Here is a 25,889-nt window from a genome sequence, read left to right on the forward strand (position 1 = left end):
GTGTTTACTATGAGTGACAGCAAGGGGTTGGGGTCCTGGGGACAGGAAAGTTCAGAGCGCGATAGCGTCACCGCTGAACCACACATCGCGTTACCCCGGGGGGCGACCCTCGGCCCCGAAAAGCTTGTACCACCTTGGAGGTGAGGGTGTCCCAGATCGCAGGCGAGCCCGCGACCCAGGACTTCGTGGAAGTCCGGCTGCCGGCCGCGGGTGCCTACCTGTCGGTGCTGCGTACGGCGACCGCCGGCCTCGCCGCCCGTTTGGACTTCACCCTCGACGAGATCGAGGACCTGCGGATCGCGGTGGACGAGGCCTGCGCGATCCTGCTCCAGCAGGCCGTGCCCGGCTCCGTGCTCAGTTGCGTCTTCCGGCTCGTCGACGACTCGCTCGAAGTCACCGTCTCGGCCCCGACCACGGACGGCCACGCCCCCGCCAGGGACACCTTCGCCTGGACCGTGCTGTCGGCCCTCGCGGGCAAGGTCTCCTCCGCCGTGGACGAGGACAAAACCGTTTCGATCAGCCTCTACAAACAGCGCGGCGCGGGACCCGGGCCGGCGTGAGGAACGGGGACGGGCCGGTGCGGGACGAAGAGCGCGGCACACGAGAGCTGCCGGACACTCCCCCCAGCTCGGGCGGGACCGGGAGTGCGGGAGCGGGCCCTGACGGCCCGAGCGTCTCCCGACGCATGGCGGACGGCATCGACGGCATCCCCGAGCAGGCCCGGCCGCACCCGGAGGACGACTCCGTGGTGACCGGCCTCCAGGGCGGCCCGGGGGACGACGGTGCTGTGCAGGGCGCGCCTCTGGGCGGGCGAATCGGGGTCTCCCCAGTCCCCGGGGGTCCTCCCGCTCGACCGAAGTCGAGAGTGAGGACGGAGGCGAGGGCTCGGGAGAGGGCGACGGGCGGGACGATGAGCGAGCACCAGCGAGACGCCGACCACGAGGCGACGGCCGCGCGCAGCGCGCAGGCCACGCAGCACGACCCACAGGACCGCAGCGGGGCTCGCGCCCTGTTCGTCGAGCTGCGCAAGCTGCAGGACGGCAGCCCGGAGTACGCGGAGCTGCGCAACCGGCTGGTCCGTATGCACCTGCCGCTCGTCGAGCACCTCGCACGCCGCTTCCGCAACCGCGGTGAGCCGCTGGACGACCTGACCCAGGTCGCCACCATCGGTCTGATCAAGTCGGTCGACCGCTTCGACCCGGACCGCGGCGTCGAGTTCTCGACCTACGCGACCCCGACGGTCGTCGGTGAGATCAAGCGCCACTTCCGCGACAAGGGCTGGGCGGTGCGCGTCCCGCGGCGCCTCCAGGAGCTGCGCCTCGCGCTCACCACGGCCACCGCCGAACTGTCCCAGCAGCACGGCCGCTCCCCGACCGTCCACGAACTCGCCGAGAAGCTGGCGATCTCGGAGGAGGAGGTCCTGGAGGGCCTGGAGTCCGCGAACGCGTACTCCACGCTGTCCCTGGACGTCCCCGACACCGACGACGAGTCCCCGGCGGTCGCGGACACCCTGGGCGCGGAGGACGAGGCGCTGGAGGGCGTCGAGTACCGCGAGTCCCTCAAGCCACTCCTTGAGGACCTCCCGCCGCGCGAGAAGCGGATCCTGCTGCTGCGCTTCTTCGGCAACATGACCCAGTCGCAGATCGCGCAGGAGGTCGGCATCTCCCAGATGCACGTCTCCCGCCTGCTGGCCCGCACTCTGGCCCAGCTGCGGGAGAAGCTGCTGGTGGAGGAGTAGCGGCCAGCGAGGAACGGCGGCCGTCGGCTACTTCTGATCCGGCGCGTTGCCGGGCCCGCGGATCCCGAGGGCCTCGGTCGTCGCCGGATTGACCAGGAACACGAGCGTGGCGATCGCCATCGCAGCGATCGCGATGCCCGCCGGGATGGCGATGCTGTCGGCCTGCAACAGGCTGTAGGCCACCGGCAGCGCCAGGATCTGCGTGATGATGGACGGCCCCCGGCTCCAGCTGCGCAGCGCGAACAGCCCTCGCGCGGCGAGCAGCGGCAGCAGCGCGAGCGCGACCAGGGTCACGCCGAGGGTGACGGCCTGCTGGCGGTCGTCCGGATCGCCGGTCAGCCCCAGCACCCAGACTCCCCCGACGGCGAGGCCGACGCCTTCCAGCGCGGTCAGCACGGCCGCGTACGTCAGCCGCCGCGGGCGCGGGCCGGCGGTTTCCGGGGTGGTGGGGTTCTGCTCCTTGGTCACCCCTGAAGGGTAGCTGTCCCCTTTACGGCCACCTCGGCGGAGGCTCCCGCATGAACCGGCCGTCGCGATCACCCGTGTCGAGGCTCACGCTCCTTCTCTTACTTGATCCCTACCTCGGCCTGTGCCCGGTACCCCCCAGTAGGTACGCTGCAACCCATGCGTGCACTTCTCGTGGTCAATCCGGCAGCAACCACCACAAGCGCACGTACGCGCGATGTCCTGATCCATGCGCTCGCCAGCGAGATGAAGCTGGAGGCGGTCACCACCGAGTACCGCGGCCACGCCCGGGACCTCGGCCGGCAGGCGGCGGAGAGCGACGACGTCGACCTGGTGGTCGCCCTCGGCGGCGACGGCACCGTGAACGAGGTCGTGAACGGACTGCTGCACAACGGCCCCGACCCGGAGGGCCTCCCCGGCCTCGCCGTGGTCCCCGGCGGCTCGACCAATGTCTTCGCCCGCGCACTCGGTCTGCCGAACGACGCCGTGGAGGCGACCGGCGCCCTGCTCGACGCGCTGCGCGAGGGCAGCGAACGCACGGTCGGCATGGGTATCGCGGCGGGCACCCCGGGCACCGAGGACGAGGGCGTCCCGGAGAGATGGTTCACCTTCTGCGCGGGGCTCGGCTTCGACGCGGGCGTGGTCGGCCGGGTCGAGCAGCAGCGCGAGCGCGGAAAGAAATCCACGCACGCCCTTTATCTGCGCCAGGTGGTACGTCAGTTCATCCAGGAGCCCAACCGCCGGCACGGCACCATCACACTGGAGCGGCCGGGCGAGGACCCGGTGACCGATTTGGTGCTGTCCATAGTCTGCAACACCGCTCCGTGGACGTATCTGGGTAATCGTCCGGTGTACGCGGCACCTAAGGCTTCGTTCGATACGGGCCTCGACGTACTCGGTCTCAGCCGGATGTCCACGGTCGCGGTTGCCCGGTATGCGACCCAGTTGCTCACTTCGTCCCCCGAGCGGGGGGCGCACGGGAAGCATGCGGTCACGCTTCACGACCTTGACCAGTTCACCTTGCATTCGAAGGTGCCGTTGCCCCTTCAGATGGACGGCGACCACCTCGGGCTGCGTACGAGCGTGACGTTCACAGGCGTACGCCGTGCACTGCGTGTGATTGTGTGAGCGGAACGGGCTAAAGTCCTTTCACTCGAACGTTTAGGCCAGGATCCACCCCATGGAAGTACGGCTGTGACCTAGTCGACACCGAGGAATCAAAAAAAACTTTCCGGAAGGGGTTGTATCCGTCGCTGAGGTTTGCGAGTCTCTACGTGGCGATCGGGACGGCCCGCAAGACCGGCCTCCACTGATCACCGGAACCCCTCTTCAAATCACAGGACCTCGCCAGGGAACCTGGCGGTCGGCCCTTCACTTGTTGAGGGATTCGTGAAAGCGTTCACATTCACAAGCAATCAGCACGTAATACCAAGGAGAGGTAGCAGCCATGGACTGGCGTCACAACGCCGTTTGCCGCGAGGAAGACCCCGAGCTCTTCTTCCCCATCGGCAACACCGGTCCTGCGCTGCTGCAGATCGAGGAAGCCAAGGCCGTCTGCCGCCGCTGCCCCGTTATGGATCAGTGTCTGCAGTGGGCGCTCGAGTCCGGCCAGGACTCCGGCGTCTGGGGTGGTCTCAGCGAGGACGAGCGCCGCGCCATGAAGCGCCGCGCCGCCCGCAACCGGGCCCGTCAGGCCTCCGCCTGACACACCCGCCCCGCTAAAACAGCCTGAGCTTGGCGGCGCGTACAGCGAGTACGCATCTCCCGCCCCCGAGCCGCAGCGCGCAGTACCCCCGATGCGCAGCGAATGCTGGCAACGAGCATGTTGAGCCCCAGCCCCCGAACGGGCTGGGGCTCTTTGCTGTCCGCACACCCCGGACCCGCGGTGTGCGCACACTCCGGCCCCGGACCTACTTCTGCGCCCGCACCGGGATGTCGAGTATCACCCTGGTCCCCCGCTCCGGCGCCGGGACCATGTCGAACGTGCCGCCCAACTCCCCCTCGACCAGGGTCCGTACGATCTGGAGGCCGAGGTTGCCCGCGGTGTGCGGGTCGAATCCCTCGGGCAGGCCCACGCCGTCGTCCTGGACCGTGACCAGGAGGCGCACCTGCTTCGTGGTGCCGCCGCGGACCGCCGCGACCTCGACCGTGCCGGTCTCGCCCTCGCGGAAGCCGTGCTCCAGGGCGTTCTGAAGGATCTCGGTCAGGACCATCGACAGCGGGGTGGCGACCTCGGCGTCCAGGATGCCGAACCGGCCGGTGCGCCGGCCGTTGACCTTGCCGGGCGAGATCTCGGCGACCATCGCCAGCACCCGGTCGGCGATCTCGTCGAACTCCACACGCTCGTCGAGGTTCTGGGAGAGCGTCTCGTGCACGATCGCGATCGAACCGACGCGCCGGACCGCCTCCTCCAGTGCCTCGCGACCGCGTTCGGACTCGATGCGCCGGGCCTGGAGACGGAGCAGGGCCGCGACCGTCTGGAGGTTGTTCTTCACCCGGTGGTGGATCTCCCGGATGGTCGCGTCCTTGGTGATCAACTCCTGCTCGCGGCGGCGCAGTTCGGTGACGTCCCGGAGCAGGACCAGCGAACCGATGCGGGTGCCCTTGGGCTTGAGCGGGATCGCGCGGAACTGGATGACCCCGTCGTTCGCCTCGATCTCGAACTCGCGGGGCGCCCATCCGCTGGCGACCTTGGCGAGCGCCTCGTCCACCGGCCCGTGGGTCGGGGCGAGTTCGGCGGTGGTCATGCCCAGGTGCTGGCCGACGAGGTCGGAGGCGAGGCCGAGGCGGTGGTAGGCCGACAGCGCGTTCGGCGAGGCGTACTGGACGAGGCCGTCGGCGTCCAGGCGGATCAGGCCGTCGCCGACGCGCGGCGAGGCGTCCATGTCGACCTGCTGATTGGCGAACGGGAACGATCCGGCCGCGATCATCTGCGCGAGGTCCGAGGCGCTCTGGAGGTACGTGAGCTCCAGCCGGCTCGGGGTGCGCACGGTCAGCAGGTTGGTGTTGCGCGCGATGACACCCAGGACGCGCCCGTCCCGTCGTACCGGAATCGACTCGACGCGGACCGGCACCTCCTCGCGCCACTCGGGGTCGCCCTCCCGCACGATCCGGCCCTCGTCGAGCGCGGCGTCCAGCATCGGGCGCCGGCCGCGCGGGACGAGGTGGCCGACCATGTCGTCCTGGTACGAGGTCGGGCCGGTGTTGGGCCGCATCTGCGCCACGGAGACATAGCGGGTGCCGTCACTGGTGGGGACCCACAGCACGAGGTCGGCGAAGGAGAGGTCGGAGAGCAACTGCCACTCCGAGACCAGCAGGTGGAGCCACTCGAGGTCGGAGTCGTCGAGGGCCGTGTGCTGGCGTACGAGTTCGTTCATGGAGGGCACGGGGCCGAGCGTACCTGGCGGTACGGACATCGCTGGAAACCAGCCACCGGGGGAGGGATCAGGCCCTGAAAACACCCGCGGGCCGCGGCGCCTGGGAGGGACCCTCAACCCTCCCGGCACCGCAGCCCGGAGCAATATCGGCCGTGGGGTGTGCGGTCCCGGTCGGCCGAGGATGAGGACCCGGGGCAGTCAGGGCAGAGAGCTCCGGTTCCTCGGTCCGCCTTCCTGTGCGGGGAAGACGGAAGTCGGTGCGTTCTCGTAGCCACGCACTCCTTCGCATTGTGGACTAGACCACTCTGGTGTGTCCATGCGTTGGAGCGTGTTTGCTGTTGACGTTTTCTTCGCGGGCTCCGGACCAGTTGGAGAACTGGTAGGACGCCCTGGCATACACCACGCAGCCTAACCCGTGTGGGTTCATGTGCGGGGCCAGATGGCCATGGCAATTTCCACGAGTGCCTCCAGTTCCTCCCGGCTCGCCCCGTCGCGCGCCTGTTGTGACATGCCCTGGATCATCGCGCCGGTGTGCCGGGCCAGTGCGCCGGCGTCGGCGCCGGCAGGGAGGGCACCCGCGGCGATGTCCTCTTCGATACGGCCCTCGAAGGCGGCGATGGTGGCGTTGCGACGGTCACGCAGGGAGGTCGCGACCTCCGGGGTGGTGCAGTTGATGGCCGCGTGGGCGATCAGGCAGCCGTGCGGACGGCCGGGTTCGGTGTACGCGCCGGCGGCTTCCCGCAGGGTGCGCTCGACGGCGTCGCGCGAGGTGGGCGCATCGGCGAGAGCGTGGTCGGCGAACGCTGCGTAGCGCGAGGAGTAGACGCGGACGACCTCTTCGAAGAGGGAGCGCTTGTCGCCGAACGCGGCATAGAGGCTCGGTGCGCCGATGTCCATGGCGCGCGTGAGGTCGGAGACGGAGGTCGCCTCGTAGCCCCGCTCCCAGAAGGCCAGGATCGCCTTCTCCAGGGCGGTCTCGCGATCGAAGGACCGGGGGCGGCCACGGGTCTTGGCCGCGCCGAGGGGGCGGTCGCTCGTCGGCGCCGCGGCGCGAGCCTTGCCGCCCCCCGCCTCCCCCTGCTCCGTCAGCTTCGTTTCCTTGCCGCTCACCATGGAGTGCATTTTATAGCGGGCACTAGAGAAACGTCGGTGGGCTGTTGTACGTTCTTTCTGTAGCGACTGCTAGATAATGACGAGGGGGCGTCGACATGGGCGTGCTTACGGGCAGGACGGCACTGGTCACGGGGGCGAGCAGGGGGATCGGACGGGCGATCGCCGAGCGGCTGGCGCATGACGGGGCACGGGTCGCCGTGCACTACGGCAGCAATGAGGCGGCGGCGAAGGAGACGGTCGCCTCGATCGAGGCCGGGGGCGGCAGCGCGTTCGCGATCCGCGCCGAACTGGGCGTGCCCGGTGACGCCGAGACCTTGTGGCAGGCCTTCGATCGACATGCGCAGGGCGTGGACGTCCTGATCAACAACGCGGGGATGGCTCTCTTCGCCTCCATCGGCGAGACGGACGAGGAGGCCTACGACCGCACGCACGCGGTCAACGCGAAGGCACCGTTCTTCATCATCAAGCACGGCCTACGACGGCTGCGCGACGAGGGCCGGATCATCAACGTCACGGCGGCCACGGACGCCGCCATCGCGCCGATCGCCGCCACTCACATGGCCAAGGGCGCGGTCACGACCCTGACCCGCTCACTCGCGGCCGAGCTGGCGCCTCGCGGCATCACGGCCAACTCCGTCGGGCCCGGCTTCATAGACACGGACCTGACGAGCGGGGCGCTCGCCGATCCCGGCATACGTGCGCACGCCAAGGGCGTCTCGGTCTTCGGCCGGGTCGGCACCACGTCCGACGTCGCGGACGTGGTGGCGTTCCTGGCGTCACCCGACTCCCGCTGGGTCACGGGGCAGCACATCGACGCGACGGGGGGATCGCTGCTGAGCCTGCATTAGGGGTGGCGACAGCTTGGTCCGTCCCGCCTGCCTCTACCGCTGGCCCTGGCCTGCCCTGCCCTGCCTGCCCTGCCCTGGCCTGCTGTGCCGCGCCCGTTCCGTGGGTCGCGCTGCCGGTGGCCGTCGGCGCGACCCGGCGTCCCGCTGCCGGCTTCCGGCCCCCGGCTTCCGGCTCCCGGTTCCCGGCTCCCGGCGTCAGCGAGTCTCCGTCACCTTCGCCAGAGCCCGCGGCGCGTCCGGGTCCTGGCCGCGGGCGATGGTGACCTCGTAGGCCAGGAGCTGGAGCGGGAGGATCTCCAGGATCGGCTGGAGTTCCTCGGCGACGTCCTCGGTGGGCAGGGTGAAGCCGGCCGAGGCCTGCTCGACCTGCTGCCGGGGGCCGATGACGACCAGGTCGGCTCCGCGGCCGCGGAGCCGGTCGAGGACGGGCCGGAGGGCCTCGCCGCCCTTGCCGTCGGGGACGACCGCGATGACCGGGGAGACGTTGTCGACCATGGCGAGCGGGCCGTGCAGGAGGTCGGCGCCGGAGTAGGAGAGCGCGGGGATGTAGCTGGTCTCCATGAGCTTGAGGGCGGCTTCCTTGGCCGTGGGGTAGCCGTAGCCGCGGGAGGTGATCACCATGCGCTCGGCGAAGCGGTAGCGGGCGGCGAGGGCGCGGACCTCGTCCTGCCGCGCGAGCAGTTGCTCGGCGATGTCGGGGAGGGCCTCGGCTGCGCTGCCCTCGCCGTCGCGCAGGCCTTCGACGAAGAGGTACAGGGCAAGGAGGGAGGCCGTATAGGTCTTGGTCGCGGGGAGGGCCCGTTCCGGTCCGGCCATGATGTCGAGGTGGTACTCGGAGACGCCGGCCAGCGGGGAGTCGGGGTTGTTGGTCACCGCGAGGGTGATCGCGCCGGCCTCGCGGGCGGCCTGCGTCGAGGCGACCAGGTCCGGGGAGCCGCCGGACTGGCTGACGGTGATGACGAGTACGTCGGTGAGGTCGGGGCGGGCACCGTAGGCCGTGATCGTCGACATCGAGGCCAGACCGCAGGGCAGGCCGAGGCGGATCTCCAGGAGGTACTTGGCGTAGAGCGCGGCGTTGTCGGAGGTGCCTCGGGCCGTGAGCAGGACGAAGCGCGGGGAGCGGGCGGCGATCTCGCGGGCGACCTGGTGGATGGCGGGGGCGCCCTGGGACAGGATCCGGCGCAGCACGGCGGGCTGTTCGGCCATCTCGCGGGCCATGATGCGGCCGGGGAGCTCGTTGTGCGGGGCCTGGGGGTCGGGCGGGTACGGGGTCGTGGTGGTCATGGGCCCTTCCTGCTCTCGCGCTCGTCGTGCCGGGCCGGCGCCTATCGCCTGTGGCCGGACCCAACGTGGTTGCGGCCTGGTGTCTCGGGATGTGCCCGGCGGCCTGTCGCTCGGGCGTCGGTGGGACGGGGTTCGGACGGACAGGTCGGTGGGACGGGTTCAGACGAAGAGGTCGGTGGGACCGGTTCGGACGGACACTCTCCATTCCACTCCCCCACAGGGCATGACGCCTGCCCTACGGGCTCTCGAAATGTCCGTATCGAAATGTCCGCGGGGCTTGCGTTCACCTGGGCCTCGTAGGGTCCGCTCTGTTAGATTGGTCTAAACCACATGCCCCCTTCAGGGTGCCCATCGAGACCCTCTTCAGATCGGCAGGCCCAGCGTGGAAGTTGTCATCGTTCCGGACGCCAAGGCGGGTGGCGAGCTGATAGCCGAGGCCATGGCTCAGCTCCTCGGGCGCAAGCCCGACGCCGTGCTCGGCGTGGCCACCGGGTCGACGCCGCTGCCCATCTACGCGGCGCTGGCGGCCAAGGTGCACTCCGGTGCCGTGGACGTCTCGCGGGCGCGGATCGCGCAGCTCGACGAATACGTTGGGCTGCCCGCCGAACACCCCGAGTCCTACCGTTCGGTGCTGCGGAGCGAGGTGCTGGAGCCGCTCGGGATCGGGATGGACGCGTTCATGGGGCCGGACGGTACGGCCGAGGACGTGCAGGGTGCGTGCGAGGCGTACGACGCCGCGCTGGCCGCCGCCGGGGGCGTTGACCTCCAGGTGCTGGGGATCGGGACCGACGGGCACATCGGGTTCAACGAGCCCTGTTCGTCGCTGGCTTCGCGGACGCGGATCAAGACGCTGACCGAGCAGACCCGGATCGACAACGCGCGGTTCTTCGACGGGGACATCGAGCAGGTGCCGCATCACGTCATCACGCAGGGCATCGGCACGATCCTGGAGGCGCGGCACCTGGTGCTGCTGGCGACCGGCGAGGGCAAGGCGGACGCCGTGGCGGCGACCGTCGAGGGGCCGGTCGCGGCCGTATGCCCGGCCTCGGCGCTGCAACTGCACCCGCACGCCACGGTCGTGGTCGACGAGGCCGCCGCGTCGAAGCTGAAGCTGGCCGACTACTTCCGGCACACGTACGTCAACAAGCCGGACTGGCAAGGGATCTGAGCCGGCCTCGGCTGGGCGACCGAGGCACGCGAGCCGAGGCGGCCCGGATGCGCCGACGGGCGCTCTCGGCGATGGATGCCACCACCGAGAGCGCCCGTTCTGTCTGCGCCCGCTCTGCCTGAGCCAGTGCCGCATGGCCCTTTCCACGAGCGCACGTCGGTGCATTGGCCCAGCCAAGGGGGTGCTCGGTCGGCTGCCGTCCTAAAGCGCGGCCGTCTCGTCCTCGGTCGGCTCGTCCTGGGCTGTCAGGCCTGCCACCCACAGGGGCATCAGCCAGTGGGCGACCAGGACGGCGGCGAGGGCGGGGGCCGTGTAGGTGCGCAGGGCGTCGCCGTCGAGGGCGCCCGCCGCCAGCAGGCCGGCCACGGACCCGGCCAGCAGGCAGGTCATCAGGCGGTGGGCGCGGGCGAGGACCCGGCTGCGCTCGGCCAGTTGCCGCTCGTCCAGGGCGCGTTCGCGCAGTTCGAGCAGGCCGCGCGTGGCGCCGTTGATCGCGCCCGTCGCCACCATCCAGGGCAGCAGGAGTACCGCACCCGCGACGGCGGCCCAGGTCGGCTCCGCCCGCGAGAGGCAGAAGTGGGCGAGCAGCGCCACGACGGCCACGGTGAGCGCGACATGGGCGGCGACGACCGTGCGCCGGCGCGGTGCCGTGGCGTAGAGGGGGCGGCCTCGGCGGTCGTTCATCACCCGGAGCATGCTGCGGTCGTAGCGCGTCATCCGCGTCGTCGTCATGGCTGTTTCCTCCCGTAGACCTCGTCCGTGAGCGGGCGGAACGGTTCGAGGGAGAACAGCGCCTCGACCGGCAGATCGAAGAACTTCGCGATCTTCAATGCCAGGTCGAGGCTCGGGTTGTACTGCCCCCGCTCGATGTAGCCGATGGTCTGGTAGTGGGCACCCACTGCCTCGGCCAGGCTCTGGCGCGACACCTTGCGCTCGGCACGCACCATCGCCAACCTGTTGTGCACCTGCTCGCTCATGTATAAGAAGTACTACATTCGCGAGCAGGGCTGCAACCATCGGCTGTCGAGCGGTCTCACTCTCCGGCGATGACCTCCGCCGCCGCGCGCCCGCACACCCGGGCCGCCCCGTAGGTGGCGATGTGCAGGGCGCCTCGCGGGGGTGCCTGGGGGACGCCCATCTCGACGATGACCGTGTCGGGGCGGGAGGCGAGGAGGGCGTCCAGGGCGGCCGCCATCCAGGGGTGGCGGTGTTCGTCACGGACCACGGCCACGATCCGGCGGTCGCCGGCCGCTTCGAGGGCGGCCCGGGCCGCGTCCTCGCCCGTGTAGCTGCCCGTCTCCGTGCCGGGGAGGAGGCGGGCCACCTCGGCGGCCACGCCCCACGGGGTCTCGTCGCCGACCGCGATGTTCGCGACCGGGGTGAACGCGGCGACGAAGGGCGCCTCGGTGAACGGGGTGAACGGGGACGGGGCGGTCAGCCGCAGGGCGCGGCGGGCCGCGACGAGGCCGATGTCCTCGCGCCCGGTGCCGTCGGCCGCCGGTGCCACCGTCGCCGTCCAGCGGGCCAGTTCGCGGACGCGTTCCGCCGCCTCCGCCAGCCGGGCCTCGGGGAGTTCGCCGGAGCGGACCGCCGCGACGAGCGCGTCCCGCAGGCGCCGTACCGTCTCGTCGTCCGAGAGCCCGCCGCCCACGCAGATCGCGTCCGCGCCGGCCGCGATGGCGAGGACGCTGCCGCGTTCGATGCCGTAGGTGGCGGCGATGGCCTGCATCTCCATGCCGTCGGTGACGATGAGGCCGGTGTAGCCGAGTTCGCCGCGCAGGAGGTCGGTCAGGACGGTGCGGGACAGGGTCGCCGGGTGGTCCGGGTCCAGGGCGGGGACGAGGATGTGCGCGCTCATCACCGCCCGCGAGCCGGCGGCGATCGCCGCGCGGAACGGGGCGAGTTCGCGCTCGGTGAGCACCGCGGCGTCCGCGTCGATGCGGGGCATGGCGTGGTGGGAGTCGACCGCCGTGTCGCCGTGGCCCGGGAAGTGCTTGGTGCAGGCCGCGACGCCGGCCGACTGGAGGCCGGTGACATAGGCGGCGGTGTGGCGGGCGACGAGGGCGGTGTCGGCGCCGAAGGAGCGCACGCCGATCACCGGGTTCGCCGGGTTGGAGTTCACGTCCGCGGACGGGGCCCAGTTGAGGTTCACCCCGCAGGCGGCGAGGCGGCGCCCGAGTTCGGCGGCCACCTCACGGGTCAGCTCGACGTCGTCCACCGCGCCGAGGGCGTGGTTGCCGGGGAAGCTGGAGCCGGTCCTGACCTCCAGTCGTGTCACATCACCCCCTTCCTCGTCGATCGCGACCAGCACGTCGTCGCGCTCCGCCCGCAACTGGGCCGTCAGCGCGGCCACCTGCTCGGGCGTGGCGATATTGCGGCCGAACAGGCCGACGGAGGCGAGGCCCTCGCCGAGCCGGCGCAGCAGCCAGTCGGGGGCGGTGGTGCCGGTGAAGCCGGGCTGGAGAACCGTCAGCGCGTCGCGCGTGAGGGTGTCGGTACCGCTGGCGAATGTCGTCATCGGGGTGGCGTTATCCCTTCACGGCGCCGGCCGTCAGGCCGCTGACAGCCCTGCGTTGCAGGAAGACGAAGAGGATCAGGATCGGGACGGCGAAGAGGGTCGAGGCGGCCATCGTGGCACCCCAGTCGTTGCCGAAGACGGTCTGGAAGCTGGTCAGCCACAGCGGCAGCGTCTGGGCCTCGGCGTCCTTGTTCAGCACCAGGACCAGGGCGAACTCGTTCCAGGCGGTGATGAAGCCGAACATCGAGGTGGCCATCAGGCCCGGCGCGAGCAGCGGCAGGATGACCCGGCGGAATGCCTGCATACGGGTGCAGCCGTCGACCATGGCCGACTCCTCCAGCTCCGCGGGCACTGCTGCGACGAAGCCGCGCAGCGTGAGGACGGTGAACGGCAGGATCATCATCGTGTAGAACGCCGTCAGCGGCACGAGGCTGTTGAGCATCGAGGCGTCCCGGACGATCATGTACATCGCGATGATCATGACTTCCCAGGGTGCCATCTGGGCGAGCATGAAGCCGATGATGAAGCCGCGGCGCCCCCTGAACCGCATCCGCGCCAGGGCGAAGGACCCGGCCAGCGCGATGACCAGCGAGAACACAACGGCCAGGACGGTGACGGTCAGCGAGTTGGTGACGAACGTCCAGAAGTGGTCGGCGCCGGTCGCCGTCCTGAAATGTTCGAGGGTGACGTCGGTCGGGAACCAGACCGGGTCCTCGGAGACGATGTCGCCGGTCGGCTTGAAGGCCGTGGCGATCATCCAGTACACGGGGAAGACGAAGCCGATGCACAGGACGACGGCCGTGGCGTTGGGCCAGACACGGCCGAAGAGCGAACGCTTCACAGCCCGGCCTCCTCTTGTTCCTTTTCTTGCTTGAGCACGATTCGCAGGTAGTACGCGGTGAGGCCGACCATGATCAGGATGGTCAGGAAGGCGATGGCGGCACCCATGCCGTAGTGCTGGTTGCCGACGCCCTCGATGTAGGCGTAGACGGGCAGGATCTCGGTGAGGCGGTCGGGGCCGCCCTGATTGAAGGTGTAGACCTGCACGAACGCCTTGAAGATCCAGATGATCTCCAGGAACGTGGTCGCGTAGAGGAAGGGCCGCAGGAACGGCAGGGTGACCGTCGTGAAGCTCTTCCAGGCGCCGGCGCCGTCGAGGGCGGCGGCCTCGTAGAGCTCGCCCGGGATGGTCGTCGTCGCGGCGTAGAGATTGATCGCGACGAACGGGATGGACATCCAGACGATGAGCACGGTGACGACGAAGAACGTCGACATCTGGTCGCTGGTCCAGCTGTAGTCGGCCATGGAGTGCCAGCCGAGCTTGTCCAGCACCCAGTTGACCACGCCGAAGCGCTGGGCGAAGAGCCACTGGTAGACGGTGGTGGCGGCGACCACGGGCATGGCCCAGGCCAGCACCAGGCCCATCATCAGCGTGAACCGCATGCGCTTGCCGAGCCGGGCGAGCAGCAGGCCGACGAGCCCGCCCAGGAACATGGTCAGGGCGACGTTGACCGCCGTGAACAGGATCGAGCGCAGGGTGACACGCCAGAACTCCTCGCCGGTGAGGACCTCCGTGTAGTTGTCGATGCCGTTCCACTCGGTGACGTGCTGGATCAGCTGCCCCATGTTGAGGTTCTGGAACGACAGCAGCAGGTCCTTGAGCAGCGGCCAGCCGAGCAGCAGCACGGAGGCCACGCAGGCGGGCAGCAGCAGAAGGTAGGGGGCGAGCGCTCCGATGCGGGACGCTCTCGGGTTCGGCCTTCCGGATCCCCCGCCGCCCGCCGACTTGTGGACATCCGCCGGGCCGGAGGGCGGCCGTTCGGTCTGCACGGTCATGCTCGCGTTCTCTTCCTCCTAGACCTGCCGATACGCGGGGAAGGAGGCCGCCGTGAGCGGCCCCCCTCCCCCGGTGCGTCTACTGCTGCTGGGCCAGACGCTTGTTGAACTCGTCCTCGACCTGCTTGGCCGCCTCGGCGGGCGACTTACCGTTCAGCACGGCGGTCATGTACGTCTTGACCGGGTTGGGCGCGTTCTCCACGGCCGCCCACTCCGGGATCAGCGGCGTGGTGCCACCGCCGGCGGCGGCCGGCGCGGCGGCCTCTGCGACGACGTTGCCCTTCAGGTTGCTCTGCAGGGCCTCCTTGTTCGGGATGACGCCGTTGAGCTTGGCCAGCTCGCCCTCGTACTTGTCGGACAGGGCGATCTTCAGGAACTCCTTGGCGAGCTCCTGCTTCTTGCTGCCCGCGGCGACCGCGAGGTTGGAGCCGCCGAGGAAGACACCCTCGGGCTTGTCGGCCGTGGCACCCGGGATGGTGAAGTAGCCGATCTCCTTCTCGATCTTCGGGTTGGCCTTGATGGCGATGCCGGCTTCCCAGCCCATGCCGATGAAGGCACCGACGTTGCCCTTGCCGAAGACCTCGCCCTGCTGCGGGGTGGCCTCGTCCTTGTCCTTGGGAGCCTTGGACAGCGCCTGGAACTTCTTGTACGTCTCCATGGCGGCGGCGACCTTCGGGTCGTCGAGGTTGGAGACGTACTTGCCGTCCTGCTCCTTCACCAGCTGGACGCCCTCGCCGATGGTGAGGCCGACGAAGTGGTACCAGTTCTGGCCGGGCAGGTAGATGGGCTCGGCGTCGGTCTTCTCACCGATCTGCTTGAGGTCGGCGTAGAACTCGTCGCGGGTCTTGGGGGTGTCCTTGATACCCGCGTCGGCCCAGACCTTCTTGTTGTAGAGGACGACACGGTTGGCGAAGTACCAGGGCGCCGCGTACTGCTTGCCGTCGAAGATGGAGGACTCGTTCAGGGACGCGGTCCAGTCGGCGCCGATCTCGGTCTTGAGGTCGGCGAGGTCGGCGAGGCCGCCGGTCTTGGCGTAGGCCGGGGTCTGGGTGTTACCGATCTCGAAGACGTCCGGCGGGTTCTCCTCGGACAGGGCGGTGGTCAGCTTCTGCTGGATGCCGTTCCACTGCTGGACCTCGAACTTGACCTTCGCCTTGGTCTTCTTCTCGAAGGCCGTCTGGACGTCCTTCTGCCACTGGTCGGGGGAAGAGCCGTCCATCACCCACACCGTGAGCGTCTCGCCCGCGTACCCGTCGGCGCCGGCCTTGTCGCCGCCGTCGCCGTTGTCGCCCCCGCACGCCGCCAGGGAGATCATCATGCCCGCGACACCTATCGCGGAAATCAGCTTGCGCTTCACGCCACCCTCCTCAGGGATGCCACAAACCCCCCTGCCTCCCCGCACGAGCGTTGGGCCGGGACCTGGACCAATGGTGTAGACCAGTACGGGGAGCTTGGACCAGACCAGAAAGCGTGTCAAGGGGCGCGGAATGGGGCCTGACCAGCCGTTATGCGACCTACATATGAAGGAACCTTTAAGTAAGAAGGCAGCGAAAACACCGATGCCGGAGTACTCTCGTCCGCTAGACCACTTGGCACTGTGGACTAGACCAAAAGAGACGGCGACGGTATATAGAAGGGATCACGATGTGACCCGCATCCGGAGCCGGGAAGGCGAAGCATGAGCACCGACGTCAGCAGTGCGGAGAACGAGAACGGCGCCACAGTCCGTACCGCCCGCGTGCCCAAGTACTACCGCCTGAAGAAGCACCTCCTGGACATGACGGAGACCCAGGCGCCGGGTACTCCCGTCCCGCCCGAGCGGACCCTGGCCGCCGAGTTCGACACCTCGCGCACGACCGTCCGTCAGGCCCTCCAGGAGCTCGTCGTCGAGGGGCGCCTGGAGCGCATCCAGGGCAAGGGCACGTTCGTCGCCAAGCCGAAGGTCTCCCAGGCGCTCCAGCTCACCTCCTACACGGAGGACATGCGCGCCCAGGGTCTGGAGCCGACCTCCCAGCTGCTGGACATCGGCTACATCACCGCCGACGACCGGCTCGCCGACCTGCTCGACATCACGGCCGGCGGCCGGGTGCTGCGCATCGAGCGGCTGCGCATGGCCAACGGCGAGCCGATGGCCATCGAGACGACCCACCTCAGCGCCAAGCGCTTCCCCGCGCTGCGCCGCAGCCTGGTGAAGTACACCTCCCTCTACACCGCGCTCGCCGAGGTCTACGACGTCCACCTCGCCGAGGCCGAGGAGACCATCGAGACCTCGCTGGCCACCCCGCGCGAGGCCGGCCTGCTCGGCACGGACGTGGGCCTGCCGATGCTGATGCTGTCCCGGCACTCCCTGGACCGGGACGGGCAGCCGGTGGAGTGGGTGCGCTCGGTGTACCGCGGCGACCGGTACAAGTTCGTCGCGCGACTGAAGCGACCGCAGGACTGAAGCGCGCCGGGAGCCGGGTCGGCTGGGGGTCCGGGGGTTACCCCCCGGGAGATGCAGCGTCGCGCGACTCAAGCGACCGCAGGATTAGGCGAGTTGATCTGACGCACGCGGTGTAGCGCATCCACCTTTCCTGTTCTACGTTCCTCCCGTCGCCGCATGGACGGGAGGACCACCCGGTGCGTACCGCGAACCCCCGAACCGTCGTCATCTGGACCCTGGTCGCACTGATCGGTGCGTCGGGGTGGACCGTGCTCGCGCTGTCCCGGGGCGAGGAGGTCTCGGCCGCCTGGATGGTCGCGGCCGCCCTCGGCTCGTACGCCATCGCCTATCGCTTCTACGCCAAGTTCATCGCGTACAAGGTCCTGAAGGTCGACCGGACCAGGGCCACCCCGGCCGAACGCCTGAACAACGGCATCGACTTCCACCCCACCGACCGCCGGGTCCTGCTCGGCCACCACTTCGCGGCGATAGCGGGCGCCGGACCGCTGGTCGGCCCCGTGCTGGCCGCGCAGATGGGCTATCTGCCGGGCACGATCTGGATCATCGCCGGCGTCATCTTCGCGGGCGCGGTCCAGGACATGGTGGTGCTGTTCTTCTCCACCCGCCGCGACGGGCGTTCGCTCGGGCAGATGGCGCGCGAGGAGATCGGCCCGTTCGGCGGCGCGGCCGCGCTGGTGGCCACGTTCGTCATCATGATCATCCTGCTCGGCGTGCTGGCCCTGGTCATCGTAAACGCCCTCGCGCAGTCCCCCTGGGGCACCTTCTCCATCGCGATGACGATCCCGATCGCCCTGCTGATGGGCTTCTACCTGCGGGTGCTGCGCCCCGGCCGGGTCACCGAGGTGTCCGTCATCGGCGTCGCCCTGCTGCTGCTCGCCCTGGTCGCGGGCCCCTGGGTCGCCGAGTCGTCCTGGGCCGACACCTTCACCCTCGCGCCCGCCACACTGGTCGTCTGGATGGTGGCCTACGGCTTCATCGCCTCGATCCTGCCGGTGTGGATGCTGCTCGCGCCGCGCGACTACCTGTCCACCTTCATGAAGATCGGCACGATCTTCCTGCTCGCTCTCGGTGTGATCGTCGCCCTGCCGACGCTGAAGATGGACCCGATCACGGACTTCGCCTCCCGCGGCGACGGCCCGGTCTTCGCGGGATCGCTGTTCCCGTTCGTCTTCATCACCATCGCCTGCGGCGCCCTGTCCGGCTTCCACGCGCTCATCTCCTCCGGCACGACGCCGAAGATGATCCAGAAGGAGACGCAGGTCCGGATGATCGGCTACGGCTCCATGCTGATGGAGTCGTCGGTCGCCGTGATGGCGCTGGTCGCGGCGAGCATCATCGACCCGGGCCTGTACTTCGCGATGAACGCGCCCGCCGGGGTCATCGGCGACACCGTGCAGAACGCCTCGCAGGTCGTGGGCAGTTGGGGCTACCAGATCTCCCCCGAGGCGCTGGCGAAGGCCGCGGAGAACGTCGAGGAGGCGTCCCTGCTCTCCCGGACCGGCGGCGCGCCCACGCTCGCCATCGGTGTCTCGGAGATCTTCTCGCAGGTCACCGGGGGGCGGCCTGCGCGCCTTCTGGTACCACTTCGCGATCATGTTCGAGGCGCTGTTCATCCTGACCGCGCTGGACGCCGGCACCCGGGTGGGCCGGTTCATGCTCCAGGACATGCTGGGCAACGTCCACCGGCCCTTCAAGAACGTCAGCTGGAAGCCGGGACTGGCCATCACCAGCGCCATCGTGTGCGGCCTGTGGGGCTACTTCCTGTGGGTGGGCGTCCACGAGCCCCTCGGCGGCATCAACCAGCTCTTCCCGATCTTCGGCATCTCGAACCAGCTGCTCGCGGCCGTCGCGCTCGCCGTCTGCACGACCCTGCTGGTGAAGTCCGGGCGCCTCAAGTGGGCCTGGATCACCGGGGTTCCGCTCGTCTGGGACGCGACGGTGACGCTGACCGCCAGCTGGCAGAAGGTGTTCTCCAGCGACCCGAAGGTCGGCTTCTTCAAGCAGCGCCAGGTCTTCCAGGACGCCATCGACCGCGGCGAGGTACTGCCGCCCGCCAAGTCCATGGACGACATGCACACCGTGGTCACCAACTCCACGGTGGACGGCGTCCTCACCGCGTTCCTCGCGCTCCTGATCGTCGTCGTGATCGCCGACGCCACCCGCGTCTGTGTCCGGCACATCCGCCGCCCGGCCCTGTCCACGCTCAGCGAGGCGCCGTACGTCGAGTCGGAGATCATCGCTCCGGCGGGGCTGTTCCCGACCAAGGAGGAGAAGGAGGAGGAGCGCGATGCGCTCGCTTCGGCGCGTACTCCGTAGCGTCCGCTGGTATCTGCGGGAGCTGACCGACGAGTCGGCGTACGACCGCTATGTCGCCCATGTACGGCAGGGGCATCCGGACGCCCGGGTGCCCTCCCGGCGCGACTTCGAGCGGATGCGGACGGACCGTCAGGAGGCAGACCCGCGACGGGGGTTCCGCTGCTGCTGAGCGCACCGGCGCGCGACGGTTGCCATGCACACCAATCCTCCACATCCGATATGCGGACAGGGTCTTCCGCTGTCGTTGCACCGTCACCTACATTGCCCGGGCGTTTCTCAGGTGATCAGTGAGGGGACGGAGCCGTCAGATGTCAGATGCCCCAGAAGTGAACAGAGAGCCGGTGGTGACGCCCGTACGGGTCGTCATCGCGCTCTGTCTGCTCGCGCCGTTCGTGGCGATGCTGTGGGTCGGTTCGTACGCGAAGACCGACCCCGCGTTCGCCGGCATCCCGTTCTTCTACTGGTACCAGATGCTGTGGGTGCTGCTCTCCACGCTGCTGACGATGGTGGCGTACAAGCTGTGGCAGCGTGACCAGCGCGCCCGTGCCTCGCAGAAGGGCGGTGCGGCGGAATGAACGACGGCGTGAACGGCGTCGCACTCGGCGTCTTCATCTTCTTCTTCCTGGCCGTCACGGTCATGGGCTTCCTGGCCGCGCGCTGGCGCAAGGCCGAGAACGAGAACAGCCTCGACGAATGGGGCCTGGGCGGACGGTCGTTCGGCACCTGGGTCACCTGGTTCCTGCTCGGCGGCGACCTGTACACGGCGTACACCTTCGTGGCGGTCCCGGCGGCGATCTACGCGGCCGGCGCGGCGGGCTTCTTCGCGGTGCCGTACACGATCCTCGTCTACCCGCTGATCTTCACGTTCCTGCCCCGGCTGTGGTCGGTGTCCCACAAGCACGGCTATGTGACGACGTCGGACTTCGTGCGCGGACGCTTCGGCTCCAAGGGACTGTCGCTGGCGGTCGCGGTGACCGGCATCCTGGCGACGATGCCGTACATCGCGCTCCAGCTCGTCGGCATCCAGGCCGTACTCGACGTGATGGGCGTCGGCGGCGGCGAGAACACCAACTGGTTCATCAAGGACCTGCCGCTGCTCATCGCCTTCGGTGTGCTGGCCGCGTACACCTACTCGTCCGGTCTGCGCGCCCCCGCGCTGATCGCGTTCGTGAAGGACACGCTGATCTACATCGTCATCGCGGTGGCGATCATCTACATCCCGATCAAGCTGGGCGGCTTCGACGAGATCTTCGCCAGGGCGAGCGAGGCGTACAGCCAGACCAACCCGGCCACGGGCGCGCCGCGCGGTGCGCTGGTGCCGGCCGAGGCGGGGCAGTGGACGTACGCCACCCTGGCGCTGGGCTCCGCGCTCGCGCTGTTCATGTACCCGCACTCGATCACCGCGACGCTGTCCTCGCGCAGCCGTGAGGTGATCCGCCGCAACACCACGATCCTGCCGCTGTACTCCCTGATGCTGGGTCTGCTGGCGCTGCTGGGCTTCATGGCGATCGCAGCCGGCATCAAGGTGCAGAACGGCCAGCTGGCGATCCCGCAGCTGTTCGAGACCATGTTCCCCGACTGGTTCGCGGGCGTGGCCTTCGCGGCGATCGGCATCGGCGCGCTGGTACCGGCGGCGATCATGTCGATCGCGGCGGCGAACCTGTTCACCCGCAACATCTACAAGGACTTCATCAAGCCGGACGCCACGCCCGCGCAGGAGACCAAGGTCTCCAAGATCGTGTCGCTCCTGGTGAAGGTGGGCGCGCTGGTCTTCGTCCTGACGATGGACAAGACGGTCGCGATCAACTTCCAGCTGCTGGGCGGCATCTGGATCCTGCAGACCTTCCCCGCCCTGGTCGGCGGTCTGTTCACCCGCTGGTTCCACCGCTGGGCCCTGCTGGCCGGCTGGGCGGTCGGCATGATCTACGGCACGGTCGCCGCGTACGGTGTCGCCTCCCCGACCCAGAAGCACTTCGGCGGCTCGGCGAAGGAGATCCCGGGCATCGGCGAGATCGGCTACATCGGTCTCACGGCGTTCGTGCTCAACGTGGTGGTCACGGTCGTGCTCACCTTCGTGCTGAGGGCGGCGAAGGCCCCGGACGGCGTCGACGAGACCAGGCCGGAGGACTACACGGCCGACGCCGGCGACCCCGGAGTCCAGGTCGAGCTGCCCCCGGCGACAGCGGGCACCGGTCACTGACCGGGACTCAACCGCACGACGGCCGGGCGTACCCCACTAGTTGCGGGTACGCCCGGCCATCTGCTGCCAGAAGGCGTCGAGTTCGCGGACGCGCATGCCGACCCAGCTCGGTGTCTTCCTGTGCAGCAGCCTGGGCAGATGGCGGCGCATCCGTCCCGGCAGCAGGGCCTGCTGCTGACGGCAGAACGGCTCCCGGATCTCCCCGCGCGGCACACAGCCCCGGGGCGGGTAGGGGCAGAGCTGGAACTTGCAGTCGGGCAGGCAGGTCGCGCCGGGTGTGGGCGGGTCACCCATGCCGGCCCGCAGGCCGGGGCTCAGCGGGCCGCGGTCGCCGCTGATGCAGGGCGGCAGCGACGTCCCCGGCTGTTCCGCGCGGGTCATCCGCTCCTCGACCTCGTCCGGATGCCCGTCCCGCTCGATGAGGTTCAGCATCACCAGCACATCGGCGACCAGGCACTGGGCACGCGCGTCGAGGGTGCTCCAGCCGACCGAGGGCGGGATCCAGAGGTTGTGCCTGCGGTAGCAGTCGCGGCTGCCGGTGCGGGCGCCGATGTTGTCGGCGACGCCCTTCTCGTCGATCCAGAGGTAGCGCTCGGGCTGCCCGGTCTCCAGCGCGAGGGCCACCAGGTCGCCCGCCTCGGCGACGAACGGATGCAGGGACTGCCGGGGCGAGGCGCCGTTCGCCTCGGGATGCCCGGGTGGCCGGTTCACGGTGCCGGCCATCGACAGCCAGCGCTCGACGGTCTGCACGGCGGTCGCCCCGCCCAGCGTCCGGGGCGGCTCGCGTCCGCCGGCGTGCCCGTCCCCGCCCGGCGTCGTGTGCGCCTGCTGCTCATGGACGCCCACGATGTCGGGGAGCTTCCACAGGCACAGCGCCTGGAGCAGCATGACCTGCGCGTACCAGCACCGGGACTGCTGGAGCACGGTCTCCGCCTGCCGGATCAGGTCGTCGCGGCCGCCCTGGTCGGCCTGCGGATGCCGGATCCGGCGGTTGGCCGCGTACTTGAAGCCCTGGGCCAGCGCAGCCTCCAGGGCGAGCGGCAGATCGGGGGTGCCGCCGGTGGCCTTGGGGTCCAGGTGGCGCAGCCACTTGGTGAGGCGTTCGCGGGCCTCGTCACGGTGCGCCGCGTCGACGGAGCCCAGCAGCATGGGGATCATCCACGCACGCATCACGAACTCCCGGAACAGAACGACCCGTTTCCTGCGGTACTCCTGGTTGAGCGTGCGCCGGTCCTGCTGGAGCCGGGCGATGCGCTCGGTCCTGGCCCGGGAGGGCACGCCCGCGGCCCGCGCCCGTGCCATGCGCTCGGCCCAGTGCTCGTACTCCCGCCGCTTCCAGGCCCGCAGCTCGCCGAGCCGGTCGTTGTACTCCTCCACGGGGTCGGTGCTCAGCCCGATCCGGCCGCGGATCACGGCGAACGCCGGGTTGCCGCCGGTGCCGAACTCCTGGGCGGCGGCCAGGCGTATCGAGTAGGAGGGTTCCCTCACGCCGATCCGCACGAGCTGCTGGTACAGCGGTGTGGTGTCGACCCGGTCGGAGACGCTCCGCAAGGCGGCCCCGAGTTGCCTGAGCAGCCTCAGTTTGGCGTCGTCGAGGCTGCGCCGGTCGCCCTTGAAACCGGCCCAGGTCCCGCGCACCTCGTCCAGGATGTGCCCGAGCAGCCGCGGCGCGTCCTCCACGCTCTCGATCTCCACGGCGGCCGCGTAGAGGTCGAGCGCTTTCGGATCGTCCGTACGGCGTTCCGCGGCCCGGCAGAGCCGGTGGGCCAGGGTGTGCCCGCGCACCCGTGAGCGGCGGAGCCGTTCCTCGATCTCCTTGGTCACCTCGGCGCGGACGCCTTCCCGGCGGGCCCTGACCCCGGCGGCCCGGCGGCGCGACAACAGCACCAGAGCCATGAGCAGTTCACGGCTGGGGCCGGGCGGCTGGAGCACGTGCTCGACGAGTTCCCCCGCGCCCCGCTCCCCCAGCTGCCGCAGCACGCGGTAGCCGAAGTAGGCCTGGATGATGCTGTGCGGGAAACGGACCTTGCGCTCGAAGCCCTCCACCAGGCCCAGCCTGTCGGCGTTGCGCGCGATCCGGGCGAGGGCGGCGCGGCACTGGTCCATGTTGCCCCCGCGCAGCCGCTTCCTCTCGTCCGGGCCGATCCGCCGGCACAGCACGTCCCAGATCTGCTGCCGGTGCCACTCGGAGAAGACGTTCCCGCGCCTGCCGTACCGGTCGAAGCCGCGTCCGCCGGCCCACAGGTGCCCGGCGCGGGCCTGCGCGCGCCGCATCGGACCGGGGTGGACGTCCGAGTCGAGCAGTTCCCCGAGGCCGACCTCCAGCTTGTCCTGGAGCAGTCCCACGCAGGCCAGGGCGGAGACCACCTCGACGGCGTCGCGGCGCTCGCGCCGGCTGAGGGCGACGTCCCGGCGCAGCCGGCCCTCGCACAGCGCCTCGTCCCACGTCTCCAGCAGCCACAGCCGCAGCATGCCGCGGTCACGGCTGCGGGTGTTCATGTGCTGCGGGTCGTTGTCCGGCCGGTCGTGCTCCAGGGCGCCGTGGCGGTGCAGTTCGCGGGCGATCTGGAGGTAGACGGGCGACTCGGTCACCTCCGCCGTCTCCACGATCCAGTCGACGCGGCGTTCGTCCGTCTCCGGGACGCGTGCCTGCACGAACCGCAGGGCCTCCTCCTCGCTGAGCGGTTCCAGCTCCACGATCGCGGCCGGGGTGCTCTCCAGCGGGCTGTGCGGCCGGGAGGCGATGACGAGGGGCAGCTTCTCCTCGTAGGCCCGCTCGATGGCCCGCCGGATGATGTTGTCCCGGTTCTGCTGGAAGCCGTCACCGAGGAGGGCCTCCTCCAGTCCGTCGGCGATGACGACCGGCTTGTCGTCGGCGAGGAGTTGCTGCCAGACCCGCTCCGTCTTGCCGCGCGCGAGGATGCCCCGGGGTGCCTCGTCGATGAAGCGCTGTTTGGCCATGCGCTCGAAGTTCAGGTCGCTGCCGCCGTTCGCGTCCCGCAGCCGGATCGGCACGGGTACGGCGTTCTGCTCAGCCAGCAGCTCGGTGAGCCGTACCAGGACGGCGGTCTTGCCCACGCCGACGCCGCCGACGAGCAGATAGGGCCGACGGGTGGAGCGGTCCCGCAGTCGCTCGGCGATGACCTGGGCGATCTCCTCCCGGCCCACGATCTCGGCCGTGTCCGGGCCGGCCGTGAGGACCATCCCGTGAGGGTCGTCCCGTGCCTTGGTGAGATAGCGCCGCTTGGTCCACCGGTACCACCAGAACAGGAAGAGCGTGGCGGCGATCGACGCGGCGAGCACCGGGCCGACGAAGCGCATGACCGTCTCGAACCCGGGGTTGCCCTGCCGCCATCGCTCGAAGCCGGTCGTGTTGCTCGAAATCAGGATGTACAGGCCCTCCACCACCCAGGCGAACAGGGCCAGCGCGGCCACCGTCCAGATGGCCCGGGTGACATTGGTGTAGGTGAACCACCTGCGCCACTTCTTGGGGCGGGCGGTGCCTCCGCGGGACTCCAGGCGGATCGCCATCCTGTGCCGGTGGCCCACGAACCCCTGCCTGACCCGGTCGGCCGCCCGCCTCGGAGCCAGCGTCGCCATCGGCGCGTTGCGCGGCCGCTTCTTGCCGGGCGGACTGCCGACAACCCTCGTCATCGTTCGTCTCCTTCCGAGAACGACTCTCGAAACGGAGCGACCGCGGGGCGCCGACACCTATCTCCATGGAAGCACTCCCGGAACTCCCCGCAACCCGGCGGCCCTCGGCGGAAAACCCCGGGCCCGCCCGCCCGGCCGTCCGGCAGACTCGGGCCCATGGACATCGCGATCAGGCCGGCGGAACCCGACGAGTTCGACGCGCTCGGCGAGATCACCGCCCGGGCCTATCTCCACGACGGACTCCTCGACTTCGGCGAGAGCGACGAGTACCTGGGCGAGCTCAGGGACGTGGCCAAGCGCGCGGCCGCCGCCGAGGTGCTCGTGGCCGTCGCGGACGGCCGGCTGCTGGGCGGGGTGACCTTCGTGCCGAGCGGCGGCCCCATGGCCGACATAGCGCGCTCCGGCGAGGCCGAGATCCGGATGCTGGCCGTCGACCGGGCGGGCCGTGGACGCGGCGCCGGCGAGGCCCTCGTCCGCGCCTGCGTCGAACGCGCCCGGGGCACGGAGGGGTGCGTACGGATCGTCCTGTCGACCCAGCGCACCATGCACGGCGCCCACCGCATCTACGAACGGCTGGGTTTCGTTCGCACACCCGAGCGGGACTGGAATCCGATCCCGCAGCTCGTCGACATCACTCTTCTCACCTATGAGTTGACGCTCTGAAACCAGCGCGACACAACATCTGGGGGTGGCGTGGCGGGTGAGCACAAGATGTATGCTCATGCTCGCTGTCGCCGCAGGGGAATCCGGTGCGAATCCGGAACTGTCCCGCAACGGTGTACTTGTGCATGTCTGTTCCCGCAGTCGTGCCCAGGAGTCAGTCCGAGGACCTGCCGACAGCGCGCCCGGCCGACCGGCCGGTGCGCCCTGACGTCCGGGCCTCGTGGAATGGGCCGGTGGACGCGACGCCGTGTGCGCTCGTGTGCTGC

The 25,889-nt window shown here is 69.8% G+C and carries 22 protein-coding genes, 1 pseudogene and 1 riboswitch; of the genes and pseudogenes, 12 read left to right on the forward strand and 11 right to left on the reverse strand.

The features are described from left to right. Positions 1 to 146 precede the first annotated feature (146 nt). Together CP983_RS14420 and CP983_RS14425 are read left to right on the forward strand one after the other, a co-directional pair. Positions 147 to 560: an ATP-binding protein gene (locus tag CP983_RS14420; RefSeq protein ID WP_019058277.1), complete on the forward strand. Its 414-nt coding sequence runs from the start codon at positions 147 to 149 to the stop codon at positions 558 to 560. Positions 561 to 577: 17 nt separating this feature from the next. Then, the gene (locus CP983_RS14425; protein ID WP_163016887.1) at positions 578 to 1,738 is read left to right on the forward strand and encodes an RNA polymerase sigma factor SigF; all 1,161 of its coding nucleotides are present in this window, start codon (positions 578 to 580) and stop codon (positions 1,736 to 1,738) included. A 27-nt stretch (positions 1,739 to 1,765) separates the two neighbouring features. Here CP983_RS14425 and CP983_RS14430 read toward each other — a convergent pair whose 3' ends face one another. Next, positions 1,766 to 2,206 carry a hypothetical protein gene (locus CP983_RS14430; protein WP_150499822.1) on the reverse strand — a complete coding sequence of 147 codons (441 nt, stop codon included), beginning with the start codon at positions 2,204 to 2,206 and terminating at the stop codon, positions 1,766 to 1,768. Between the two features lie 156 nt (positions 2,207 to 2,362). Here CP983_RS14430 and CP983_RS14435 point away from each other — a divergent pair, with 156 nt between their 5' ends. Next, positions 2,363 to 3,331: a diacylglycerol/lipid kinase family protein gene (locus CP983_RS14435; RefSeq protein WP_107902953.1), complete on the forward strand. Its 969-nt coding sequence runs from the start codon at positions 2,363 to 2,365 to the stop codon at positions 3,329 to 3,331. A gap of 319 nt (positions 3,332 to 3,650) precedes the next feature. Beyond that, complete coding sequence (locus tag CP983_RS14440) at positions 3,651 to 3,908, forward strand: WhiB family transcriptional regulator (RefSeq protein WP_006142322.1); 258 nt, start codon at positions 3,651 to 3,653, stop codon at positions 3,906 to 3,908. A 205-nt stretch (positions 3,909 to 4,113) separates the two neighbouring features. On the opposite strand, the gene CP983_RS14445 is transcribed toward CP983_RS14440, so the two are convergent. Together CP983_RS14445 and CP983_RS14450 are read right to left on the reverse strand one after the other, a co-directional pair. Then, complete coding sequence (locus CP983_RS14445; protein WP_107902955.1) at positions 4,114 to 5,580, reverse strand: sensor histidine kinase; 1,467 nt, start codon at positions 5,578 to 5,580, stop codon at positions 4,114 to 4,116. Between the two features lie 423 nt (positions 5,581 to 6,003). Then, positions 6,004 to 6,693: a TetR/AcrR family transcriptional regulator gene (locus CP983_RS14450; protein WP_150499823.1), complete on the reverse strand. Its 690-nt coding sequence runs from the start codon at positions 6,691 to 6,693 to the stop codon at positions 6,004 to 6,006. A 95-nt stretch (positions 6,694 to 6,788) separates the two neighbouring features. Between CP983_RS14450 and CP983_RS14455 the strand changes: the two genes are divergently transcribed. Beyond that, the gene (locus CP983_RS14455; protein WP_150499824.1) at positions 6,789 to 7,541 is read left to right on the forward strand and encodes an SDR family oxidoreductase; all 753 of its coding nucleotides are present in this window, start codon (positions 6,789 to 6,791) and stop codon (positions 7,539 to 7,541) included. Between the two features lie 195 nt (positions 7,542 to 7,736). Here the strand turns inward: CP983_RS14455 and CP983_RS14460 are convergent, their stop codons facing one another. Continuing rightward, positions 7,737 to 8,825 (reverse strand): SIS domain-containing protein, encoded by a 1,089-nt coding sequence (locus tag CP983_RS14460; protein ID WP_150499825.1) that lies wholly within the window; start codon positions 8,823 to 8,825, stop codon positions 7,737 to 7,739. Positions 8,826 to 9,207: 382 nt separating this feature from the next. Here CP983_RS14460 and nagB point away from each other — a divergent pair, with 382 nt between their 5' ends. After that, positions 9,208 to 9,993: a glucosamine-6-phosphate deaminase gene (gene nagB, locus CP983_RS14465; protein ID WP_030949248.1), complete on the forward strand. Its 786-nt coding sequence runs from the start codon at positions 9,208 to 9,210 to the stop codon at positions 9,991 to 9,993. A 201-nt stretch (positions 9,994 to 10,194) separates the two neighbouring features. Here nagB and CP983_RS14470 read toward each other — a convergent pair whose 3' ends face one another. From CP983_RS14470 to CP983_RS14495, 6 genes are all read right to left on the reverse strand, one after another. Beyond that, positions 10,195 to 10,725 carry a hypothetical protein gene (locus CP983_RS14470; protein ID WP_107902964.1) on the reverse strand — a complete coding sequence of 177 codons (531 nt, stop codon included), beginning with the start codon at positions 10,723 to 10,725 and terminating at the stop codon, positions 10,195 to 10,197. Then, entirely contained in the window at positions 10,722 to 10,970 is a 249-nt protein-coding gene (locus tag CP983_RS14475) for a helix-turn-helix transcriptional regulator (protein WP_030949243.1), read from the reverse strand. Before CP983_RS14475 ends, CP983_RS14470 begins: the two co-directional genes overlap by 4 nt. Before the next feature lie 56 nt (positions 10,971 to 11,026). Beyond that, positions 11,027 to 12,511, reverse strand: coding sequence for a glycoside hydrolase family 3 protein (locus CP983_RS14480; protein ID WP_150499826.1), 1,485 nt, complete (start codon positions 12,509 to 12,511; stop codon positions 11,027 to 11,029). Positions 12,512 to 12,521: 10 nt separating this feature from the next. Next, positions 12,522 to 13,352, reverse strand: coding sequence for a carbohydrate ABC transporter permease (locus tag CP983_RS14485; RefSeq protein WP_107902972.1), 831 nt, complete (start codon positions 13,350 to 13,352; stop codon positions 12,522 to 12,524). After that, entirely contained in the window at positions 13,349 to 14,347 is a 999-nt protein-coding gene (locus CP983_RS14490) for a carbohydrate ABC transporter permease (protein ID WP_107902974.1), read from the reverse strand. The genes CP983_RS14485 and CP983_RS14490 overlap by 4 nt, the downstream gene beginning before the upstream one ends. 79 nt (positions 14,348 to 14,426) lie before the next feature. Continuing rightward, positions 14,427 to 15,704 (reverse strand): extracellular solute-binding protein, encoded by a 1,278-nt coding sequence (locus CP983_RS14495; RefSeq protein WP_107902976.1) that lies wholly within the window; start codon positions 15,702 to 15,704, stop codon positions 14,427 to 14,429. A 321-nt stretch (positions 15,705 to 16,025) separates the two neighbouring features. Between CP983_RS14495 and CP983_RS14500 the strand changes: the two genes are divergently transcribed. From CP983_RS14500 to mctP, 5 genes and pseudogenes are all read left to right on the forward strand, one after another. After that, positions 16,026 to 16,790, forward strand: a complete 765-nt coding sequence (locus CP983_RS14500) for a GntR family transcriptional regulator (protein WP_030947772.1) — start codon at positions 16,026 to 16,028, stop codon at positions 16,788 to 16,790. A 176-nt stretch (positions 16,791 to 16,966) separates the two neighbouring features. Then, positions 16,967 to 19,106: pseudogene (locus tag CP983_RS14505) on the forward strand (carbon starvation CstA family protein). Beyond that, positions 19,078 to 19,275: a YbdD/YjiX family protein gene (locus tag CP983_RS14510; protein WP_107902981.1), complete on the forward strand. Its 198-nt coding sequence runs from the start codon at positions 19,078 to 19,080 to the stop codon at positions 19,273 to 19,275. The pseudogene CP983_RS14505 and the gene CP983_RS14510 overlap by 29 nt, the downstream one beginning before the upstream one ends. Positions 19,276 to 19,414: 139 nt before the next feature. Next, positions 19,415 to 19,681, forward strand: coding sequence for a DUF3311 domain-containing protein (locus tag CP983_RS14515; RefSeq protein WP_093747244.1), 267 nt, complete (start codon positions 19,415 to 19,417; stop codon positions 19,679 to 19,681). Beyond that, positions 19,678 to 21,306, forward strand: a complete 1,629-nt coding sequence (gene mctP / locus CP983_RS14520; RefSeq protein ID WP_150499827.1) for a monocarboxylate uptake permease MctP — start codon at positions 19,678 to 19,680, stop codon at positions 21,304 to 21,306. The genes CP983_RS14515 and mctP overlap by 4 nt, the downstream gene beginning before the upstream one ends. Before the next feature lie 36 nt (positions 21,307 to 21,342). On the opposite strand, the gene CP983_RS14525 is transcribed toward mctP, so the two are convergent. Then, on the reverse strand, positions 21,343 to 24,960 hold the full coding sequence (locus CP983_RS14525; protein ID WP_150499828.1) for an NACHT domain-containing protein: 3,618 nt from the start codon (positions 24,958 to 24,960) through the stop codon (positions 21,343 to 21,345). Positions 24,961 to 25,116: 156 nt separating this feature from the next. Here CP983_RS14525 and CP983_RS14530 point away from each other — a divergent pair, with 156 nt between their 5' ends. Then, on the forward strand, positions 25,117 to 25,623 hold the full coding sequence (locus CP983_RS14530; protein WP_150499829.1) for a GNAT family N-acetyltransferase: 507 nt from the start codon (positions 25,117 to 25,119) through the stop codon (positions 25,621 to 25,623). Positions 25,624 to 25,675: 52 nt separating this feature from the next. Further along, a riboswitch (cobalamin riboswitch) is annotated at positions 25,676 to 25,812 on the forward strand. Positions 25,813 to 25,889 lie beyond the last annotated feature (77 nt).

Origin of the sequence: Streptomyces chartreusis (assembly GCF_008704715.1) — a bacterium.
Taxonomy (GTDB): domain Bacteria; phylum Actinomycetota; class Actinomycetes; order Streptomycetales; family Streptomycetaceae; genus Streptomyces; species Streptomyces chartreusis.

Excerpts from the sequence above, each read along its gene's own strand:
- CP983_RS14435 (WP_107902953.1), top strand. The coding sequence starts at position 2,363 with ATGCGTGCACTTCTCGTGGTCAATCCGGCAGCAACCACCACAAGCGCA.
- CP983_RS14440 (WP_006142322.1), top strand. The coding sequence starts at position 3,651 with ATGGACTGGCGTCACAACGCCGTTTGCCGCGAGGAAGACCCCGAGCTC.
- CP983_RS14445 (WP_107902955.1), bottom strand. The coding sequence starts at position 5,580 with ATGAACGAACTCGTACGCCAGCACACGGCCCTCGACGACTCCGACCTC.
- CP983_RS14450 (WP_150499823.1), bottom strand. The coding sequence starts at position 6,693 with ATGGTGAGCGGCAAGGAAACGAAGCTGACGGAGCAGGGGGAGGCGGGG.
- CP983_RS14455 (WP_150499824.1), top strand. The coding sequence starts at position 6,789 with ATGGGCGTGCTTACGGGCAGGACGGCACTGGTCACGGGGGCGAGCAGG.
- CP983_RS14460 (WP_150499825.1), bottom strand. The coding sequence starts at position 8,825 with ATGACCACCACGACCCCGTACCCGCCCGACCCCCAGGCCCCGCACAAC.
- CP983_RS14470 (WP_107902964.1), bottom strand. The coding sequence starts at position 10,725 with ATGACGACGACGCGGATGACGCGCTACGACCGCAGCATGCTCCGGGTG.
- CP983_RS14475 (WP_030949243.1), bottom strand. The coding sequence starts at position 10,970 with ATGAGCGAGCAGGTGCACAACAGGTTGGCGATGGTGCGTGCCGAGCGC.
- CP983_RS14480 (WP_150499826.1), bottom strand. The coding sequence starts at position 12,511 with ATGACGACATTCGCCAGCGGTACCGACACCCTCACGCGCGACGCGCTG.
- CP983_RS14490 (WP_107902974.1), bottom strand. The coding sequence starts at position 14,347 with ATGACCGTGCAGACCGAACGGCCGCCCTCCGGCCCGGCGGATGTCCAC.
- CP983_RS14500 (WP_030947772.1), top strand. The coding sequence starts at position 16,026 with ATGAGCACCGACGTCAGCAGTGCGGAGAACGAGAACGGCGCCACAGTC.
- CP983_RS14510 (WP_107902981.1), top strand. The coding sequence starts at position 19,078 with ATGCGCTCGCTTCGGCGCGTACTCCGTAGCGTCCGCTGGTATCTGCGG.
- CP983_RS14515 (WP_093747244.1), top strand. The coding sequence starts at position 19,415 with ATGTCAGATGCCCCAGAAGTGAACAGAGAGCCGGTGGTGACGCCCGTA.
- mctP (WP_150499827.1), top strand. The coding sequence starts at position 19,678 with ATGAACGACGGCGTGAACGGCGTCGCACTCGGCGTCTTCATCTTCTTC.
- CP983_RS14525 (WP_150499828.1), bottom strand. The coding sequence starts at position 24,960 with ATGACGAGGGTTGTCGGCAGTCCGCCCGGCAAGAAGCGGCCGCGCAAC.
- CP983_RS14530 (WP_150499829.1), top strand. The coding sequence starts at position 25,117 with ATGGACATCGCGATCAGGCCGGCGGAACCCGACGAGTTCGACGCGCTC.